Genomic DNA, 14,982 nt, shown 5'->3' on the forward strand with positions numbered 1-14,982 from the left:
TATTTTTACGATGTTTTTTGAATTTGCACTCATTGGAACCACTGCAAGTGGCAAAACAGAACTTGCTAATAAACTAGCTTATGAATTTAACGCAAGCATTTTAAGCCTTGATAGTCTTTGCGTGTATAAACAAATCAACATCGCTTCAGCAAAAACAGAGCAAAAAACCCTAGATGAGCTTGATTATTTTGGCATAAATTTATTAAATGTCAATGAGCATTTTAACATCGCTTTGTTTTTTGAAGAATACAAAAAAGCAAAGGCTTTTGCCCAAAAAAATAATCAAATGCTTATTATCACAGGTGGAACTAGCTTTTATTTAAAAGCTTTAATGGATGGCTTGAGTGAAAATTTCAAAGAAAGTCAAAGCACACTAAGTAACGATGAAATTTATCATTTAATGATAAAAATTGATCCACAAGCAAAAATAGAAAAAAACGATACTTATCGTTTGAAAAAATGGCTTGGAATTTATGAGCAAACTAATAAAATTCCAAGTGAAGTTTTAAAAGAAACCAAACAAGAAGCTTTGATTAAAAAACTTGATATTTTTGAAATTTCTTGGCAAAAAGATCTTTTAGAAAAACGCATTATTAAGCGCACTAAAAATATGCTAAATGAGGGCTTAATAGATGAAGCTAAAATGTTATTTGATAATTATGATCATCATTTAAAAGCACTAAATTCCATAGGTTTAAAAGAATGCAAAGAGTTTTTAGATAAAAAAATAAATTTAAATGAGCTTGAAGAGCTCATCATCATCCACACAAGACAACTTGCTAAAAGACAAAGAACTTTTAATAAAAAATTCAATAAAGAAATTTTAGATTTTCAAAATGCTTATGAGAGTTTAAAAGCTTATATTTTAAAAAAATATCAAGGCTGAGTATTTAAGACATTTAATTTATCTTTACATAAATTTTGCCAATTGCTTGTTGCGTTAATATCTATACAATTTTGCAAACTTTGTTTTTGATTTTTCACATCTTTTAAATCTTCATAAATATTGCTTTGCACATAAAAAACTCTTGCGCGCTCATCATCTTTTAAAGGATTAGCAAGTAAGTCTTTAAACAAAGTTAAGGCTTTTTGAGCTTGATTGCTTTGTTTTAAAGCTTTGATATAGATAAATTCTAAATCGGGACTAAAAAGATTTACTCCCTTTAAGTTTTGATAATCAATAGCCTTTGGAGCATAGTTTAAAATACTTGTTAGAAAATTATTTTTTTCACAATAACGCAAAAACTCATAATATAATTCCACCATACGATAATTCATAGGAAATTGCTCTAGTTTTTGTAAAGTTCTTATCATGGCATTATAATCTTGCAATCTAAGCTCAGCAAAAAATTTAATATAATTTGCTTCAAATTTTTCATTATCACTAATAATCGTTCTTGTGTTTAAAATATCGTTAATTGTTTTTATAACAAAGTTATAGCGTTTATCTTTAAGAGCTAAATCAGCACTTTGAAGCTTATAAAAGATAATATCATCATTTTCATTTTCCACTATGTATTTTTTAGCTTCTTCTATGCGCGTTGTGCGTTTAAAACACTCAAGCATTTGTTTTTTATTTTGTATTTTGCCTCCTATATTATAGGCTTTAAAATCATCATATATTTTAATAGCAGCCAAACACTCATCATTTTTTAATCTTTGCTCTAAAACCAAAATAGCAGCTTGCTCTAAAAGATTTTTTACTTCTTTATTGGAGTATTTTTCAATGTCTTTTTGATAACTTATAACCTTTTCATAATTTTTTTCTTGAAAATATAATTTGACATTATCAAACAGCGCCTTACTAGAAATTTCTCCAGCGTATTTTTTCATAATTTCTTCATATTTTTGATGCAAAAAACTTGCATTAGCATCTTTTAAATATAAAAAGTTTTTATCTTGTGCTTCTTTAATTAAACTCACATATTCACCCAAAGGAAAATCTTCTGCATAAAGATCTAAATATTTTTGAGCCTTAATATGCTCATTTGCATTTAATAAAGACAAGGCAAGATCTTTTAATACTCTTTCATATTCTTTATCTACCTTGGTTAAATGCGTAAAAATATACTCATAAATTTTAGAACTTAAATCATAAACCCTATTATTAGCAAAAGCTTTTGCCAATAATAGAGAATTTTCCAAATCACTCATGAAAAATTCAGGGTTTGATTCTAAAATTTTATTTGCTAACTCTTTGGCTTCTTTTATATTTTTTGCCTCTAGATGATTCTTTGATAAAAATAAAGCGGCTCTACTGGCTAAATCTGCATTTGGAGTAGAATAATACACATCTTGATAAATATTATTTGCGGTATTTTTTTTACCCAAATGATACAAATAATCTGCATAATCAAGTAAAGCCATTATAGTATATTTATCGCCTTTGTGTTCAGTATTTAAAGTATCTATAATATATTCAACATTAGATCTTTGCGATAAACCCATATAAACTCTCATCATAATATACATTACTTCTGTATAATCTTTATCGTTAATATAAGTTCTTACCCATCTTTTAGCATCATCTAACATTTGCTCTAAAATTACTTGGTCTTTATCAAGTTCATAAGTGTATAGTTTATTTTGAGCTCTTAATTTATAAAGCTCAAATTCATTCATAAATACACTACCCTGATAACGCTTAATAGCGCTAGTTGCATCCCTTAAAACCTGATCATATTTTTTTGCTTCATATTCTTGTTTTATACTAAAATAAGCGTTAAAATCTGCACTTTTTGAAGTTTCCATAGGATTAGAATTTAAATCTAATGCTCCAATATAAGGCATTAATGCATCATCAAAATAAATATCAAAATCAAGCCCATCGCTAGGTTTATAATACCTTAAATCTTTGGTAAAAATAAATACAAAATGCTTAGAAGCATCTTCACTTTGACTTTGAATTTCTTTAGCATTAAAAATATCTTGAGAATAATTAAACATCTTAGCTAAAATTTTAGGATAGATTTTGATTGTCAAAAAAGTTTGGTGCTTTTCAAAATAAATCGTAAAATCATCAAATTCTTTATTTTGAAACTGCATATTGCTAACACCTAAAACATTGCACTCAAAATGGGTTTTTTCAAATTCAAAAACACTTTTGCAAGTAAAATCCTTATCATCTTTTAAATGCAAAAGCGTAAAAGGGCGTTTATGCTCTTCCCCTTTATTAACAATAATTTCAAAAGAAAATGTATAAGTTATACTTAATAAAAATAAAAATAAAACCCTTATCATAAGCGTGATTATAGCAATATTATTTTACAAAAGCAAAAACACGCAAGAAACACTTCCAATCAAACACAAGCATAAAATAATCTTTTGTTTTACATCTAAGTTTGCACTTTCTATGATTTGAGCCTTTTTGAAAAAAACATAAATTAAAATTTTTAAATAAGCATAAAGCATAATCATAGAACTTAAAGCTATAGCAAATATAAGTACATAATAGCCTGAGTTTAAAATAGAAGCTAAAATTAAAATTTTACCCCAAAAAATACCAAAAGGCGGAATACCTGCTATACACAAAATGAATATAGCTAGCATTATAGACAATACTGGTCTTTGATTAAACAAGCCCGAAAAACTCTCAAATGAACTTTTTTGAAATAAACTCAATATCAAAAAAATTCCATAATTTGCAAAAGCAAAAGATATCCAATACACAAACAAAGCAAAAATTGAAAGCAAATAAGAAGTCCCATCTCCTTGAGAACTCACACTCATACTAGAAACAATAACTGCTAATATAAAAGAAGAATGAGTAATAGAACTATATGCTAGCATTTTTTTCACATCTTTTTGGATTAAAGCTACTATACTTACAACAAGCATAGAAAAAATTGCTAGTAATGCTACTATGTATTCAAATTTTACTCCACCGCCCAAAGCAGAAAAAATTCTTAAAACTACTATTATCATAGCTATTTTTGGTACTATAGATATAAATGCTATAAAATTTGTATGCACTCCACAATACACATCTTTTAACCAAAAATGAAAAGGTGCAATAGAAAGTTTTACTCCAACAATAACTAAAAACATTACCCCAGCACAAAGCAAGATAGGATCTGAAATATATTCAGAATGCAATAGATTATCTAAATCCAAAGATTTTGTTTTTAAATATACAAAAGCACAAGCAAAGACAAAAAACCCAGCGCCTACCGCAGCTAAAGTAAAGTACTTTATACTAGAGCTAATAGCATTATGAGTTCCTCTTAGTGCTATTAACGTATAAAGAGCTAAAGAAGAACCTTCTAAAGCTAGGAAAATTACAATTAAATTAGTGCTTGATATCATTAATATCAAAGAAGCAATCATAAATAAAAACAAAGAAAAAAACTCTGCCTTTTGCTCATCTTTATCCATTAATAAATAAAGCATTGAAAAAACTAAAATAACTATTTGAGCAAAAATTGCATAATTATCACTTACAAATAAACCAAAAAAGGCATGAGAGTTATCTAAAACAAAGCCATTATAAAGCAATAAAAAACACAAAGCGCTAAATAAAGCTATAACACTTGCTCCTATATAAAAATTTCTAGAAAGTTTTTTAAATGCATCCAATAAAAGCAAAACAATAGCCCAAAAAAGCAATGATAACACAGGAAATAATAATACAAAATTGAATTTTTCTAAACTAAAGCCACTCATTAAAAACCTCTTATATCATCTATGATTTTTTGATTTTCTATTGCAATATTTCTTGTTTGCATAACTTCAAGAATGCTATTTACATTCAAAGCAATTTCATCAAGCATAGCACTTGGAGCTATCCCTAAATAAATTACCAAGGCACTTAAAATACTCAAAACAAAAATTTCACCTTTTTTTAATATTAATTTCTCTATTTTTTCTTCACTAGTGGCAAAAAACATATTTCTATAAATATTTAACATATAAATAGCCCCTAAAATAATCACACCACCTGCAAATAATGCATACCATAAATTCACACTTGCTATGCCTTGTAAAATTAAAAACTCACCTACAAAAGAAATAGTCAAAGGTAGTGAAATAGATGAAAATAATAACACCGCAAAGAAAAAGCTAAATAATGGAGCTGTTTTAGCTAAATTTTTATAAAAGTCTAAATCAAAAGTATGATATCTTTTATAAAGCATATAAGCAGCCAAAAACAAACCACCCGTTACTATACCATGTGCAAACATGTAAAATACAGAACCACTAACCCCATTATAAGTAAAAGTCACAATACCCAAAATCACCACACCCAAATGTGAAATTGAGCTATAAGCAATTAATTCTTTTAAATCTTTGGTTTTAAAAGCAATTAAAGCTGCATATAAAATTCCAACTATACATAAAATAGCAAGTAAAGAATAATAATGATTTAAAGTATCAGGTGTTAAAGGCAAGATAAATCTTAAAAATCCAAAAGGAGCCATTTTAAAACTAACAAGCATTACAGATACTAAAGTCGGACTTTTTGCATAAACTTTTGGCGCCCAAGTGTGGAAAGGAAATAAAGGACTTTTAATCGCAAAAGCGATAAAAAATCCTATAAAGATTAAATTTTGCACACTTTCAGGTATGAAAAATTCACTCTTATACCAAGCAAGTAAATCAAAACTCCAATACCCAAAACTTTGATAATACAAAAATCCTACATAAATAATCGCTAAAAGCATGAGCATAGAACCGCAAAATGCATAAATGAAAAATTTAATCCCTGCTTTATAATTATCTGAATATCTGCCTATTAAATAAATAAGCGGTATAAGAGAAAACTCCCAAAATACATAAAATAATAAAGCATCTAATGAAGCAAAAAGCCCTATAATACAAAATTGCAATAAAAATATACTTACTACAACACTTTTATCTTGAATATCCAAACATACAAAAGATAAAAAAATCATAATAGAACAAAGCAACATTAAATAAAGCGCTATAGCATCTACACCGATATGAAAATTAACTATTAAAGAATTTAAACTAAACTCATAAGCTATACCATTATGATAATTAAACAATAAAAAAACATTAAAAACTAAAATCAAAAAGCTAACTAAAATAGCAAAAGACTTGCTATCTTCTTTTTGCAAAAACAAAGCTATAAAAGCTGCAAAAAATGGAAATAACATTAATAAACTAAGCATTCTACACCGCCAACGCTAAACAAAATAAACATACAAAAGCCAACACTGCGATTCTTAAAACCAAAGAATAATCCTTACCTATGCTAAGAGTTCTAGCAAAAGTTTTAAGGAAAAATGCAACACTATCTACCAAAGTATCTAAAATTTCTTTATCGCTTTTTCTTAAAAATTCACAAAATAAAGCATATTTACTAACAATAAATTGATGATAAAACCTTGGTATATAGTATTCATTAAACAAAAGCTTATAAATACTTGTTTTAGAAAGTGAAGGTTTAAACCAATTTTTCCAATAAGCTATAATAGCTAAAAGCACCCCAAGCACTGCAGCAGCACTTGCAAGCACCATAACTAAAGAATTTTGTCCATCAATAAAAGCTAAGTTTTGACTCACAAACTCCATAAAACTATGCTCAAAAAATCCTGCAATAATAGCAAGTAAAGCCAAAGGACTCATCGCAAGCAAAGCTATTTTACTAGCTTCATGAGGATGTTCTTCATGTCTTTTTGGAGTAAAAAATACAAGCATTAAAAGTCTAAAACTATAAAAAGCTGTCATAAAAGCTGCTATTAAAAGCACCAAGAAAATTCCATGATGATGACTTATAAAAGAAAATCCTAAAATTAAATCTTTAGAGAAAAATCCTGCAAAAGGATAAATTCCTGCCAAAGCCAAAGAGCCTATAAGCATTAAAATAGCACTAAAACGCATACTTTTATAAAGTCCACCCATCTTGCTAATATCAAGCTTATCATTCATCGCATGCATAACATTACCTGCACCTAAGAATAATAAAGATTTAAAAAATGCATGGGTTGCTAGATGAAATAAAGCTATAGCATAAGCCCCAAGACCTGCTGCTACAAACATATACCCAAGTTGAGAAAGCGTTGAATAAGCAATAATTCTCTTTAAATCTTTAGCCACCATAGCCATAGAAGCGGCAAAAAGCGCTACAAAAGCTCCAAGTATAGCGATAAAATACCCTACTTCAGGGACTTGCAAATAAAGCTCTCCAGCACGAATCACCAAATAAACTCCCGCAGTAACCATAGTTGCAGCATGGATTAGCGCTGAAACTGGTGTAGGTCCTGCCATAGCATCAGCAAGCCAAGTATGGAAAGGAAATTGTGCTGATTTACCCATAGCGCCCACAAAAAGTAAAAGTGCTATTAAAATCAAAATCATATCATTTTCATGCCCTAAAGATAAAAGGGTAAAAAACTCATCGTATTTTAAAGAATTGAACTCTATATAAATTAAGAAAATTCCTAAAAGCAAAGCCAAATCTGCAATTCTATTCATGATAAATGCTTCATTAGCAGCAAAGGTATATTTTTCATTATGATACCAAAAACCTATCAAAAGCCATGAGCAAAGTCCAACGCCCTCCCAACCTATGAAAAGTCCTAAGAAATTATCACTCATAATCAAGAACATCATAGAAAAAACAAAAAGCCCTAAATAGCTAAAATAGCGATTAAACCCTTCATCATGCTCCATATAAAATATACTATATAAATGCACAAAAGTAGCAACTATGCTTACTACATTCATCATAATTAAAGTAATAGAGTCTATTTTAAAACCAAAACTAACATCTACCAAAGATATCCAAGTACCAAGTTCAAAATTAAAATGCACTCCATTGCTTAATAAAATAATTGAAGCAAGTGCCGAAAAAGCTATAAGCAAAGAAGCTAAATAACCTAAAATAATTTTCTTAGCACTAAAAGCAAAAATACCTAAAACAATAGCTGAAACTAAAGGAGAAAAAAGTGCAATTAAAGCTAAATTTTGCATTTTAACTCTCCTTTTTCAGCTAAAGAACTAAGCTCTAGTGTTCCTGTTTTTCTATACCATAAAACACAAAGTGCTATCCCAACAGCTACCTCACAAGCTGCAACCCCCATTACAAATAAAGCAAAAATTTGTCCTTCAATATCTTTATGAGAAGCTCCTGCTGTAACTAAGGCCAAATTAGCAGCGTTTAATAAAATTTCACTTGAAATAAAAAGCATAATTAAATTTTGGCGTTTTATAATACCTATTAGACCAATGATAAACATCAAAATAGCCACAATGTAGTATTTTTCTAACATCATTGCTCATCCTTTTTTATATTTTTTTGAGTAAGTGCTATTGCACAAATTAAAGCTATTAAAAGTAAAATTGCCATAAATTCAAAAGCAAGCATGTATTTTGTAAATAAAGTAAAACCTATTTGCTGAGTTGAATCAAGATCATAAACTTCACTAGTTTCATTTAAACCAAAGTTATAGCCCATAATAATACTAATTAACAAAATAGCACTAAAAATCACAGCAAAAATAAATACTCTTTTACCTTTTAGACTTTCCTTTACTTTTATCGAAGCATCAAAAAACATCATAGCAAAACTATAAAGACCTAAAATAGCCCCGCTATAAACGATAATTTGAATTGCTCCAATAAATTCAGCATTAAGTAAAAAATAAAATCCGCTCAAAAAAACCATAGCCGCAGCCAAAGAACTAATAGCATAAAGTACACTAGTACTTAAAACGCTAATTAGAAAAAATCCCAATACCAAAACACTTAACAAACAAAAAGCTATCGTTTCAAACATTTTCTTCCTTTGGGGTATCTTGCTGTCTTTGCAAATCTATCTCATAATAATTTGGAGTTTTCTTTACTAAATCATCAGCATCTTTTCTTAAACTACCACTTCCTTCAAATACTACTTGATTTTTAAGCTCATCGATAGGAGTTAAAAAATCTTCCTTTTGACCAAAATACGATCTTTGCTCTGCTGCATTTTCATACTCTTTGCCATGTACAATAGCAAGTTCAGGACAAACATCAGCACAAAATCCGCAATAAATACAACGTCCTAAATTGATACTATAATTTTCAACCTTTTTGCGTCCATCTTCGCTTAAACTTGTTTCCATTCTTATGCAATTACTAATGCAAATTTTTTCGCACAAGCCACAACCAATACAACATTCATTTTCACTTTCAATAAAACGCATCAAACGATGTACCGCACGGTAGCGATTATCTAAAGCAACTTTTTCCATAGGGTATTTAATCGTTGCACTATTATTTTTTTTAAACATTTCTCTTAATACGACAAACAAACCTACAAAAAGTTCTGTATTTAAAGAACGCTTGATTACTTGTATGAATTTTTCATAAGCATTTTGAGGATTTTTACGCTCAAAATCTACTTTAAAATAACCTTTTTTCATTGTTTTTCCTATATCACAAGTACTAAAGCACTAATTAATAAATTTAAAACCGCTAAAGGAATTAAAATCAAATAACACATTCTCATTACTTGATCAGGACGCAATTGCGGAAAAGCCCCTCTAGCCCAAAAATACCAAAAGAACACAAAAGACACTTTCAAAAGCATCATAATAGCCCCTGGTATAATCCAAAAATCATTAAATCCACCCAAAAATAAAAGCGATATCATAATCGCTCCTGTTATCATGGCTGTATATTCTCCGATAAAAAACATACCCCATCTAAGCCCACTATATTCAGTGCCATAACCTGAAACAAGTTCAGTTTCGTTTTCACTTAAACAAAGTGGAGTTCTATTAGTTTCTATAAAAATAGCTATCACAAATAAAATAAAAGCCAAAGGTTGTTTAAAAATAAGCCAAGAAAGTATGCCTTCACTTTGATAGTTATTAATATCTACTAAAGACAAAGAGCCAACAAGCATTACAACACATACCAAAGAAAGACCTGCAACACTCTCATAAGAAATGATAGAAACAAGCCCTCTTGCCCCACCTAACAATGACCATTTATTATTACTAGCCAAGCCTCCTAAAAAAATCGCATAAAAACTAACCCCACCCATACCTATGACAAATAATAAAGCCACATTAATATCAGCAATAATAGGACGAATCACTCTACCAAATAAAGTAAATTCAGGAAAAATAGGTATAGCTGCAATTGCCACAAAAGCACAAATTGCTGCAATCAATGGAGCGATTAAAAACACCACTTTTTGAGCATAAGTTGGCACTATATCTTGTTTAGTAAAAAGCTTAATCATATCAGCAACTACTTGAAGCAATCCAAAAGGACCTACCATATCAGGCCCTAAACGACGATGAAATAAAGCCAAAGCCTTTCTTTCAAGATAAGTTGCCAAGCCTGCTAAAGTTGCAAAAATAGCTATAACAAGCACGCATTTGATAATTGTTTCTATAATAAAAAAAGTAATATCACTCATATTTTAGCTCCTGCTTTTTCAAGCCAAACTTTTGCATATCGAGTATTATTAAATAAAGATTTATAATCAATCTTACTATCATAATCCCCCAAATACGCGCCATTTTCTAAAGATTCATCACATTTTACACTTATAGCAATTTGAGTTTTTTCATTTTTTAAAATAACACTATCATCTTGGTTTAAATCAAATTTTTGCATTAAATCAGACGATAAAAATAAAGCTCCAACCTCATTAAAAGCTCTATTGCTAAGCTTTGAAAACTGATGAATACGATTTGCATAATATAAGGTTAAATTTCCTTCATTTTGCTTTTTGACTTCTTGAGTACTTAATGTTTTTTCAAACTCAAAATGAGAAAAATCAAGCTCATAGCCTCTATGATTTGCCCCACCATTATCATAATGATTTTCCAACTCATCAAAATCAATTGCCATAAAGCCTTTATTTTGTGGTAAAAATTTAGTATAGTTGATTGTAAATTCCTCATCAAAACCTAAAGCATTTGCTAAATCATTTAAAAAATAACCTTTAAATTCTAAAGCTGCATTTGTAGGAACCAATCTTTTGTCATAATTTACAAAGCTACCTTCTTGTTGATTTAAACTAGAACTTGCAAGATCAAAATGCCCATCATAAGAAAAAGTAAAATTGCCTTTTTCGTTATAACCTAGTGTTTTTCCCGCTTGAAAATCTTGACTTAAATCACAAATTAAACTCACGCCTAAAGTATTGGTACAAGTTGGATTTAAAAAGACTTTAAAATCGGTATATTTTTGCACCAAAGCACAAAGTTTTGCTAGCTTTACACTTTGCTCATCATAGTAAAAATCACTTCCTATAATAAGTGTAAATTTTTGCTTTTTTGCGAGCAAAGTTTCTAAAATATCCTCATCTATGCCAAGATTTTTCGCATAATTTGATCTTTGCACCTCTATGCTTTTTTTAATTTTTTTAGGCACAAGCTTTTTAACTTCTTCTATAATAGTGTCACCATTTTCATTTTGCTTTTCTATCTTTTCAATAACTTCTTCATTAATAGTTTCTTCAATTTCTTTAGTGCCTTGGTAATACGCATTTTCTAATGTATTTTTAAATTCTTGTGGAAACTCTTTAGCAAATTTTTGCAAGATAAACAATAAAATATTTTCATTATCTTTAATATCATGATTAATCTGCAAGAAATTTTTAGAATATTTATCCACACCTTTATCTTTTATAGGGTGAAAATATATCCCCGCACCTTTATTCATCACTAAAGCGTTATTAACTTTATATCCTAGCGTTGGCGCATCATAGCGTAAAAATGAACCTACGATGATTAAAAAATCACTTTGAGTGATATCGTCTGTATTTGCATTATACATTGCATTTGCATTTTGATAAAAACAAGCTAGGAAATCTTGGAATTTTTTAGCTTCATGGTTTATAAGGTTAAGATTAAATTTTTTACTTAAATTTTGCAAGATTAAAGCTTCTTCATTGGTAATAAAACTATTAAATAAAATATTTTTTATTTCATCATTTTTTATCATATTTACTAGTTTTTCAAAAGCTTTTTCATCTTTACCTTGAACTTCATTTTGGGTATTAAAACCATATCTTGCAGCTTTATTTAGCGTAGCAAAAGCAAAATCATTACTCACTCTATAAATTTTTTCTTTTTGATTATTAATACTAGTTTGTTTAATATCATAATACATCAACTCACAATCACTAGAATGTGGATTACTAGCTGGAATTTTCTTTAATTCCCAAGCATTAGATGTATATTGAAAAGCCGAACCCACCAAGGCTCCTGTTGGACATACACTTGTACATTCTCCACAAAAAGAGCAATCAAGCATATCACCACTACTTGGCGCAATTAAACTCTTTTGAAATTTAGTCCAAATCGCTAACGCGTCTTTACTCATACTCTCTTTAAAACTTGCATCGGGCGCGTTTGCTCCTCTTGGAGTAGTTTTTAAAGCACTTTCACCTATTTTATCTTTACAAACTGTGATACATCTTTCACACACTATACATAAAGCTGGATCATAATTAATCTCGCCCCATTTTTTATGCTCTTTATGGGTATCTTTAATCCAATAATTTTGCACATTTACTCTTGCTTTGTGTGTAAAGTTTTGAAGCTCACATTCGCCAGATTTATCACATACCCCACATTGTAAAGGGTGGTTGATACAATATGCTTGCATGATAGCATTACGCTCATCCCATAAATTTGGCAAATCACTCTCTACTACCATACCTTCTTTAACTTTAGTATTACAAGAATAAACCTTTTTACCATCAGCTTCTACCATACACATACGACATGCAAGTGTTGGAGAACAACCATTTAAATAACAAATTGCAGGAATGAAAATATCATTTTTTCTTGCGACATTTAAGATATACTCACCCTCATTTGCCTCACATTCTATACCATTAATGATAACTTTCATTTTATAACCTTAACTTGAGCTTTTGAAAAAGCAAAACCAGCGCTTTCATAATCAAACAAAGCCACCGTGCCTTTTAAATCATGATTGATTTTTACTATAGTTGCAAATTCTTGAGTGTTTATTTTTAAATTAATTTTATCCTCATCCTTAACCTTGGCAATCAAAGCAAAAGATGAAGAACAATGCAAATTTTTATCCCTTAAAGGTGCTTGCATGATGATAGTTCCATCAAAATTATCAAGTTCTAAAAGTTCACTAAAAGAATTTTGTATTGACAAATTTTCTTCATTTTCATTAGAGCAAATCAGCAAAAGATTAAATTTATGACAAAGTTTTTCTAAAAAATACTTAATATTTTCAAAATCTTTATGCTGGTATAAATTTTCATCAAAAATAATACACTTTGCTTCTTTTAAAAATTCCAAAATCTCTAAAGCCTCTTCTTCACCAAAGCAAGATTCAGCACTTAAATAACCCTCATCAAGCTCGTTAAATTCAGTATCCAAACTCATCTTACAAAGTAATGCAAGCACGAAAGGCACACTTGCAATCTCACATTTATAAAAGCTTGCTTTTAAATTTTTATCTTCTAAACAGGAAATATTGTAATTTTTACTTTTGTTAAGCTTAGCACAAAGTGAAGGATTTTTTAAAGAAAGCAAATCCACAAAACACAAAGCATTTAAGCCTTCTTGATATTTTGCTAATTTCATTGTCCTACCTTTTTAAAAACTATAGTCCAATCTACTTGATTAAATTTTAAAGAATTTAAAAGTTCACAATTTCGCTCTTTTATGAAAGCAAAACTTTTTTCTACATTAGAAAAATCTCCTATTTCAAACAAAACCACTAAAACTTCACCCATATAGGCTTTTTGAATGATTTGTTCTAAATCCTTAAATAAATCTTGACTTTTTCTTAAATCCACGCGTCTCATCGGTCTATCTCACCTAAAACTATATTAATACTTCCTAAAATCGCCACCGCATCAGCCAAATATGACCCTACAAGCATTTCTTCTAAAAATGCACAATGAAAAAAACTTGGGGTTCTAGCTCTTAATCTATATGGCCTACCGCTACCATCTGAGTGAATAAAAAATCCAAGTTCGCCTTTTGGACTTTCAGTTGGCACATACACCTCTCCTTTTGGTGGTTTTAAGCCTTGGGTTACTAGGACAAAATGTTGCATAAGCGAATAATTTTGTGTCATGATTTGCTCTTTTGAAGCACTTACATACTCAGGATGATTGCACAAAATTTCAGGCGGAGTATCTTGATAAAGCTTAGCACATTGAACTAAAATTTTTAAACTTTCTCTAAATTCTTGCATATAAACTTTATATCTTGCATAAGAATCACCCATTTTAGCCACAGGCACGCCAAAATCTACCTCATCATAAAGTAAATAAGGTTCTTCTTTTCTAACATCATAAGCAATCCCGCTTCCTCTTAGCATAACCCCGCTACAACCCCAACTTAGCGCTTGTTCTTTACTTACCACTCCTACATTTTCAGTTCTTGCACGCCAAATTCTATTATCATCAAGCAAGGCTTCATAATCTTTTATATCATTTGGAAATTTATTGCAAAATGCTAAAAGTTCATCTAAAAAACCTTCAGGTAAATCAAGCATTACCCCGCCTATTCTCATAGATGAATGTGTAAGTCTTGCCCCGCAATATTTTTCTATTAGATCAAGCACATATTCACGCTCTCTAAAGCAGTATAAAAATACTGTCATCGCACCAATATCAAGAGCATGTGTAGCAAGCCACAACAAATGTGAAGCAATGCGGTTTAACTCAAGCAAAATCATCCTTATCACACTTGCCCTGCGTGGAATTTCTAAGCCACAAAGTTTTTCCACAGCAGCTACATAGGCATAATTATTTGCACTAGCTGCGATATAATCCATTCTATCAGTAGTTGGGATAAACTCTTGATAAATCATATTTTCAGCCATTTTTTCCATACCACGATGCATATAGCCTATACAAGGAGCAGCCTTGGTGATTTCTTCTCCATCAAGTTCTAAAATAAGGCGTAAATTTCCATGAGCACTTGGATGCTGGGGACCAAGATTTACTATCATAGTACCATCTTCACGCTCAAAGCTTATATTTTCATAATAAGGTTTTAATTTAGTAGAAATTTGCAT

General features: G+C 29.8%; 13 protein-coding genes. 1 reads left to right on the plus strand and 12 read right to left on the minus strand.

Annotation, left to right across the window (positions count from 1 at the left end; all coding sequences use genetic code 11):
- Window positions 1-10: 10 nt before the first annotated feature.
- Window positions 11-886 carry a tRNA (adenosine(37)-N6)-dimethylallyltransferase MiaA gene (miaA, locus tag L8U98_RS04960; RefSeq protein WP_263725177.1) on the plus strand — a complete coding sequence of 292 codons (876 nt, stop codon included), beginning with the start codon at window positions 11-13 and terminating at the stop codon, window positions 884-886.
- On the opposite strand, the gene L8U98_RS04965 is transcribed toward miaA, so the two are convergent.
- Genes L8U98_RS04965 through nuoD form a run of 12 tightly spaced genes read right to left on the minus strand, consistent with a single transcriptional unit; the run spans window position 877 to window position 14,982 of the window.
- Window positions 877-3,240, minus strand: a complete 2,364-nt coding sequence (locus L8U98_RS04965; protein ID WP_263737851.1) for a tetratricopeptide repeat protein — start codon at window positions 3,238-3,240, stop codon at window positions 877-879. The genes miaA and L8U98_RS04965 overlap by 10 nt on opposite strands.
- Before the next feature lie 24 nt (window positions 3,241-3,264).
- On the minus strand, window positions 3,265-4,662 hold the full coding sequence (locus L8U98_RS04970; protein WP_263725180.1) for an NADH-quinone oxidoreductase subunit N: 1,398 nt from the start codon (window positions 4,660-4,662) through the stop codon (window positions 3,265-3,267).
- Window positions 4,662-6,131, minus strand: coding sequence for a complex I subunit 4 family protein (locus L8U98_RS04975; protein WP_263725181.1), 1,470 nt, complete (start codon window positions 6,129-6,131; stop codon window positions 4,662-4,664). The genes L8U98_RS04970 and L8U98_RS04975 overlap by 1 nt, the downstream gene beginning before the upstream one ends.
- A 1-nt stretch (window position 6,132) precedes the next feature.
- Window positions 6,133-7,935 (minus strand): NADH-quinone oxidoreductase subunit L, encoded by a 1,803-nt coding sequence (nuoL, locus tag L8U98_RS04980; RefSeq protein ID WP_263725182.1) that lies wholly within the window; start codon window positions 7,933-7,935, stop codon window positions 6,133-6,135.
- A complete protein-coding gene (nuoK, locus tag L8U98_RS04985; RefSeq protein WP_039667768.1) occupies window positions 7,923-8,234 on the minus strand; it encodes an NADH-quinone oxidoreductase subunit NuoK in 312 nt (103 codons plus the stop codon). Before nuoK ends, nuoL begins: the two co-directional genes overlap by 13 nt.
- Entirely contained in the window at window positions 8,234-8,740 is a 507-nt protein-coding gene (locus L8U98_RS04990; protein ID WP_263679527.1) for an NADH-quinone oxidoreductase subunit J, read from the minus strand. Before L8U98_RS04990 ends, nuoK begins: the two co-directional genes overlap by 1 nt.
- A complete protein-coding gene (gene nuoI, locus L8U98_RS04995; RefSeq protein WP_039668894.1) occupies window positions 8,733-9,365 on the minus strand; it encodes an NADH-quinone oxidoreductase subunit NuoI in 633 nt (210 codons plus the stop codon). The genes L8U98_RS04990 and nuoI overlap by 8 nt, the downstream gene beginning before the upstream one ends.
- A gap of 8 nt (window positions 9,366-9,373) precedes the next feature.
- On the minus strand, window positions 9,374-10,372 hold the full coding sequence (gene nuoH / locus L8U98_RS05000) for an NADH-quinone oxidoreductase subunit NuoH (protein ID WP_263725183.1): 999 nt from the start codon (window positions 10,370-10,372) through the stop codon (window positions 9,374-9,376).
- Window positions 10,369-12,822 (minus strand): NADH-quinone oxidoreductase subunit G, encoded by a 2,454-nt coding sequence (locus tag L8U98_RS05005; protein ID WP_263725184.1) that lies wholly within the window; start codon window positions 12,820-12,822, stop codon window positions 10,369-10,371. The genes nuoH and L8U98_RS05005 overlap by 4 nt, the downstream gene beginning before the upstream one ends.
- Window positions 12,819-13,535, minus strand: coding sequence for a hypothetical protein (locus L8U98_RS05010; RefSeq protein WP_263725185.1), 717 nt, complete (start codon window positions 13,533-13,535; stop codon window positions 12,819-12,821). The genes L8U98_RS05005 and L8U98_RS05010 overlap by 4 nt, the downstream gene beginning before the upstream one ends.
- Entirely contained in the window at window positions 13,532-13,759 is a 228-nt protein-coding gene (locus L8U98_RS05015; protein ID WP_263662748.1) for an NADH-ubiquinone oxidoreductase subunit E family protein, read from the minus strand. Before L8U98_RS05015 ends, L8U98_RS05010 begins: the two co-directional genes overlap by 4 nt.
- The gene (gene nuoD / locus L8U98_RS05020) at window positions 13,756-14,982 is read right to left on the minus strand and encodes an NADH dehydrogenase (quinone) subunit D (protein ID WP_039619347.1); all 1,227 of its coding nucleotides are present in this window, start codon (window positions 14,980-14,982) and stop codon (window positions 13,756-13,758) included. The genes L8U98_RS05015 and nuoD overlap by 4 nt, the downstream gene beginning before the upstream one ends.

The organism is Campylobacter sp. RKI_CA19_01128, assembly GCF_025771175.1.
In the GTDB taxonomy this organism is placed as follows: domain Bacteria; phylum Campylobacterota; class Campylobacteria; order Campylobacterales; family Campylobacteraceae; genus Campylobacter_D.

What these genes read in the sequence shown, in the direction of transcription:
- miaA (WP_263725177.1), top strand. Translation starts at nt 11, where the DNA reads ATGTTTTTTGAATTTGCACTCATTGGAACCACTGCAAGTGGCAAAACA.
- L8U98_RS04965 (WP_263737851.1), bottom strand. Translation starts at nt 3,240, where the DNA reads ATGATAAGGGTTTTATTTTTATTTTTATTAAGTATAACTTATACATTT.
- L8U98_RS04970 (WP_263725180.1), bottom strand. Translation starts at nt 4,662, where the DNA reads ATGAGTGGCTTTAGTTTAGAAAAATTCAATTTTGTATTATTATTTCCT.
- L8U98_RS04975 (WP_263725181.1), bottom strand. Translation starts at nt 6,131, where the DNA reads ATGCTTAGTTTATTAATGTTATTTCCATTTTTTGCAGCTTTTATAGCT.
- nuoL (WP_263725182.1), bottom strand. Translation starts at nt 7,935, where the DNA reads ATGCAAAATTTAGCTTTAATTGCACTTTTTTCTCCTTTAGTTTCAGCT.
- nuoK (WP_039667768.1), bottom strand. Translation starts at nt 8,234, where the DNA reads ATGTTAGAAAAATACTACATTGTGGCTATTTTGATGTTTATCATTGGT.
- L8U98_RS04990 (WP_263679527.1), bottom strand. Translation starts at nt 8,740, where the DNA reads ATGTTTGAAACGATAGCTTTTTGTTTGTTAAGTGTTTTGGTATTGGGA.
- nuoI (WP_039668894.1), bottom strand. Translation starts at nt 9,365, where the DNA reads ATGAAAAAAGGTTATTTTAAAGTAGATTTTGAGCGTAAAAATCCTCAA.
- nuoH (WP_263725183.1), bottom strand. Translation starts at nt 10,372, where the DNA reads ATGAGTGATATTACTTTTTTTATTATAGAAACAATTATCAAATGCGTG.
- L8U98_RS05005 (WP_263725184.1), bottom strand. Translation starts at nt 12,822, where the DNA reads ATGAAAGTTATCATTAATGGTATAGAATGTGAGGCAAATGAGGGTGAG.
- L8U98_RS05010 (WP_263725185.1), bottom strand. Translation starts at nt 13,535, where the DNA reads ATGAAATTAGCAAAATATCAAGAAGGCTTAAATGCTTTGTGTTTTGTG.
- L8U98_RS05015 (WP_263662748.1), bottom strand. Translation starts at nt 13,759, where the DNA reads ATGAGACGCGTGGATTTAAGAAAAAGTCAAGATTTATTTAAGGATTTA.
- nuoD (WP_039619347.1), bottom strand. Translation starts at nt 14,982, where the DNA reads ATGCAAATTTCTACTAAATTAAAACCTTATTATGAAAATATAAGCTTT.